The organism is Actinomycetospora sp. (genome assembly GCF_055612215.1).
In genome coordinates, this window is the sequence record NZ_JBVPVA010000347.1 from 1 (window position 1) to 4,166 (window position 4,166).

5 protein-coding genes are annotated in these 4,166 nt (G+C 76.2%); 4 read left to right on the forward strand and 1 reads right to left on the reverse strand.

Going from position 1 to position 4,166, the window contains the following annotated elements; genetic code table 11:
* The first annotated feature begins 24 nt into the window (after window positions 1-24).
* From AC0CYZ_RS09895 to AC0CYZ_RS09910, 4 genes are all read left to right on the forward strand, one after another.
* Window positions 25-684: a hypothetical protein gene (locus AC0CYZ_RS09895; RefSeq protein ID WP_472214745.1), complete on the forward strand. Its 660-nt coding sequence runs from the start codon at window positions 25-27 to the stop codon at window positions 682-684.
* Window positions 685-745: 61 nt separating this feature from the next.
* A complete protein-coding gene (locus AC0CYZ_RS09900) occupies window positions 746-1,405 on the forward strand; it encodes a hypothetical protein (protein WP_472214747.1) in 660 nt (219 codons plus the stop codon).
* Between the two features lie 80 nt (window positions 1,406-1,485).
* Window positions 1,486-3,060, forward strand: coding sequence for an N-acetylmuramoyl-L-alanine amidase (locus AC0CYZ_RS09905; RefSeq protein ID WP_472214750.1), 1,575 nt, complete (start codon window positions 1,486-1,488; stop codon window positions 3,058-3,060).
* 65 nt (window positions 3,061-3,125) lie between these two features.
* Complete coding sequence (locus AC0CYZ_RS09910; RefSeq protein WP_472214752.1) at window positions 3,126-3,932, forward strand: SirB1 family protein; 807 nt, start codon at window positions 3,126-3,128, stop codon at window positions 3,930-3,932.
* Here AC0CYZ_RS09910 and AC0CYZ_RS09915 read toward each other — a convergent pair.
* Window positions 3,925-4,166, reverse strand: a 242-nt coding sequence (locus tag AC0CYZ_RS09915; protein ID WP_472214754.1) for a carotenoid oxygenase family protein, incomplete at its 5' end; no start/stop codon positions are given. The genes AC0CYZ_RS09910 and AC0CYZ_RS09915 overlap by 8 nt on opposite strands.

Consider the following 4,166-nt stretch of genomic DNA (forward strand, 5'->3'; position numbering starts at 1 on the left):
CTTGTCAGCCCACAGAATCGCGTCGTGGATGCGGAGGTCGCGGCGGCGCTGTGGCAGGTGGAGGCCGCCTTCGTCGCGCACCCGGCCCGTGAGGTCCTCGAGAGCCTCACTCCGCGTCAGGGGCCGGTCGTGGTGGCGGAGATCGATCCGCTGGCCCTCGTCCTCGGGCTGGGCGAGACGATCGGCGCCCCGGACGACGTCCGCGCGCTCACCCCGTGGCTGCTGCGCGCGGTGGTGAGCGACGACCGCGTCGACCTCCACACCGTGCTCTCGCGGATCGCGGCGTTCTGGGGCGACTGGACCACCGCCGAGCGGACCGCGGTGCGTGACTTCGTCGACACCCTCTGGGTCGCACTCCTCGACCGCCACCCCGGACCGGTGGCGACGCTGCCCGTCGCCACGGCGGTCTCGTTCCTCGACGACGCCTCCGGCCTCGGCGACGGTCCGGGGCGCCTGATCGGCATCTGGGAGTACAAGGACACCGCGAGCGCCGACCACCACCTCGCCGAGCTCGTCGTCGACGCGTACTACGGCGCCCGCGTGGACCCCGAGGTCCTCGTCTGGGCGCGGGACCGGCCCCAGCGCGAGCGCCTGGAGCGCGCCGCCGCGCGGGACCGCGGGGAGCCCTGGGCGGGGGACCTCGCCGCGGCGCTCGACGTGCTGGACGCGACCCCGCCGCACTGACCTCGCCGCCGGCGGGTCGGCACGCGGAGCCCGCACGCCGCCGTCGTGACAGGCTGACGGGGTGTCCGAGGGTGGCGCGGTGGAGTCCTCCTGGGCCGGCGACCGGCTCGTCGGCGAGCTCGTGCGCCGCGGCATCGGCGGCGCCGGCCCGTGGCACTCCGCGCGGCGCGTCGCCGAGGACCACCTCGCAGAGGCCGACGGCGACGTCGAGACCGCCGTGCGCCGTCTCATCAGCACCCACGTGCGCCTCGCGGCCAGCTCCGGGCTGCTGACGAGCCTGGGCGGCGCGGCCACGATGGTCGTCACCGCCCCGGCCGGCGTCACCGGCCTCTACCTGGTGTCGACCCGCCTGGCCGCGGCGATCGCGACGGTCCGCGGCCACGACCCGGCGGACCCCGTGGTGCGCACCGCGGTCCTGCTCTGCGTCCTCGGCCCGGACGGGTCCGAGCTCGCCGAGCGCACCGGCATCGACCTGCAGGAGATCTCGCTGCTCGCGGGCCTGCGACGGTTGCCCGCCGAGGTCCGCGCCCAGCTCGACCGCCGCATCGGGTACCGGTTCGCCGGCCGCGCCGGACGTCGTGGCGTGCTCAACCTGACCAAGCTGATCCCGCTCGTCGCGGGGCCCATCGGCGCCGGGGCGGACGGCATCGCCGCCCGCACGGTGGCCACCTACGCCGACGTGACCTTCTGGTCCCGGCGCACCCCCGCCACCACCGAGTGATCCACGGCGCGTCGTGGTGCGGATGTGGCGCATGTGGGTGCCATGGTCGCCCCGGCAGGTGACGGTGGAGCGGAGGCACGATGGCGGCGCGGTGGTCGACGTCCGGGACGGGGCGAGGCGGACGCGGGGACACCCCGGGTGCGCCGGGGCGTCCGGGTCGCCCCGGGGAGGCCCGCGCGGTCGGTGGACGGCGAGCCCGACGCGGGCGGCTGCTGCTCGGCCTGGGCGTGGTCGTGCTCGCGGCCGCGCTCGCCCCGGCCGCCGCGGCCGTCCCCGAGCCCTCGGCGACGCCCGACCCGGCGCGCGCGGTGACGTCCCTGCCGGCGGCGACGTTGCCCCCGGCCGACGCCTCCCACCCGTCGATCACCGCGCTCCCGCTCGCGACCCAGGGTCGCGACGGCGAGGGGACGCAGGTCGCGCGCTCGACCGGTCCGCTCCAGCTCGTGGCCGTGACCTGGACCGGCCCGACCCCCGACACCGTCGCGCTGCGCTCGACCGACGCCGCCGGACGGTGGGGCACCTGGCTGCCGCTGGACTCCAACGCGGGTGAGCGCGACGGGGCCCCGGCACGCGCCGCGGGTGGCGGGACGGACCCGGTGTGGGTCGGCGACCGCCGCCAGGTCGAGGTGCGGGCCACCCGGGGCGGCGTCCCCGTCACCCAGGGCCTCGCCGTGCAGCGCATCGACCCCGGGACGTCGGGCAACGACGCCGCCATCGGGGCCCGCGCCCGCGAGCGCGACTCCGCCGCCCGCTCCGGCGCACCCCCCGCCCCCGCCTACGTCACCCGAGCGCAGTGGGGCGCCGACCCGAAGCTCATGACGTGGCCGCCGGAGTACACGGCCACGACGCGGGCGGTGACCATCCACCACACCTCCGAGTCCAACGACTACACCCCCGAGCAGTCCGCGGCGATCGTGCGCGGCATCTACGCCTACCACTCGGTGACGAACAACTGGGGCGACATCGGCTACAACGCCCTCGTCGACAAGTACGGGACGATCTTCGAGGGCCGGGCGGGCGGGATGGACCGGCCCGTGGTGGCCGCGCACGCCGGCGGCTTCAACCGCGAGACCTTCGGCATCGCGATGATGGGCAACCTGGTCAGCACGCCACCGACCCCCGCGGAGCTGACCTCCGTCGAGCGGCTGGCCGCGTGGAAGCTCGGCGGCATGTACCGCGACCCGTCGCAGAAGGTCACGCTCACCTCCGCAGGGGGCGGGACCTCGAAGTTCGCCAAGGGCCAGACGGCGACCGTCGACGCCCTGTTCGCCCACCGCGACGTCGGGAACACCGAGTGCCCGGGCAACGCCGGGTACGCCGCCATGGACACCGTGCGCGCCGAGACCGCGAAGCTCATCGCCGCCGCGGGCACCGACGTCCGCTCGGCGTGGGCGTCGCACCCCGAGCTCGGCCAGCCCGACCGCGTCGAGCAGCCCACCGCGGACGGCCGAGGCCGGTTCACCGACTTCGAGCACGGGTCCATCTACTGGTCGCCGGACACCGGCGCCCACGAGGTCTCCGGGTCGATGCTCGCGACCTGGCGGGCCCGGGGGGCGGAACGCTCGGCGCTGGGCCTGCCGACGGGGGACGAGCACGCCGTCGGCGGCGGGCGCGCGCAGGACTTCGAGCACGGGGCGCTGCGCGTGGCGGGGTGACTCCCCCGGCGACCCCGACGGGGCACACCCGAGCGAGATCGCCCGAAGCGCGGGACGATACCGAGGTGGACCGAGAGCCGGGTGCTCCCCCGCCGGGGGTCGCGGACGCGCTCGCCCGCCTCGGGCACCTGCTCGAGACCGCGGATCCACCCCTGGACGCGGCGGCGCTGCAGATCGCCCGGCTCGCGGACCCGGACGCCGACGTCCACGCCGCGCTCGTCGAGCTCGACCGGCTCGCGGTCGGCGTGAGCGATGTCGACGGGCTCGCCGTGCGGATCTTCACCGAGGAAGGGTTCGCCGGGAACCGCGAGGACTACTACGACCCGCGGAACTCCTCACTCGTCGAGGTCCTCGCCCGCCGGCAGGGCATCCCGATCACGCTGGCCGTGGTCGTCCTCGAGGTCGGGCGCCGCGCCGGGCTCGACCTGGAGCCGGTGGGCATGCCCGGCCACTTCCTCGTCCACCCGCGCGACTCCGGGTGGTACCTCGACCCCTTCACCGGCGACCTGCTCGGGCTCGAGGACTGCGAGACGCTCTTCCGCGCCGCGACCGGCGCCGGCCGCGACGTGCCGTTCCATCCCGCGCTGCTCGTGCCGGTCTCGACCCAGGCGGTCCTCGTCCGGATGCTCACCAACCTGCGGCTGATCCACCGGGCGGCGGGGCGGGTGCCCGAGCTGCGGTGGGTGCTCGAGGCGCGGCTGCTGCTCCCCGGGGTGGGCGCCGACGAGATCGTCGAGCTCGCCGCGACGCGGGGCCACCGCGGGGACTACCTCGGGGCGGCCCGGCTGCTCGACGACTGGGCCCGCAAGCTCCCCCGCGAGGCGTCCCGGCTCGCCCGCCACGGTCGCGCCTGGCGGGCGCACCTCAATTAGGTGCGCTCCGCGCCCGTGAGCACTTTCCGGGGCTATGTGGCACCCGAAAGTGCTCACGAGCGCGAAGCGCACCGATCCAGGATCCGTGGAACTCGGCCGGCACCCCGCGCGGCAGGGTCACCGCGGCCACCCGTCGGGTGACGTCGGCGGCGTCGAGCACCAGGAGCTGGGAGGCCGAGCGATCGGTCCGCGTCGTGATCGTCAGCAACCACCCGTCGTCCTCGCGGCGCGCCC

Bases quoted from the DNA above. Each gene is read 5' to 3' on its own strand.
- AC0CYZ_RS09905 (WP_472214750.1), top strand. From the start codon at position 1,486: ATGGCGGCGCGGTGGTCGACGTCCGGGACGGGGCGAGGCGGACGCGGG.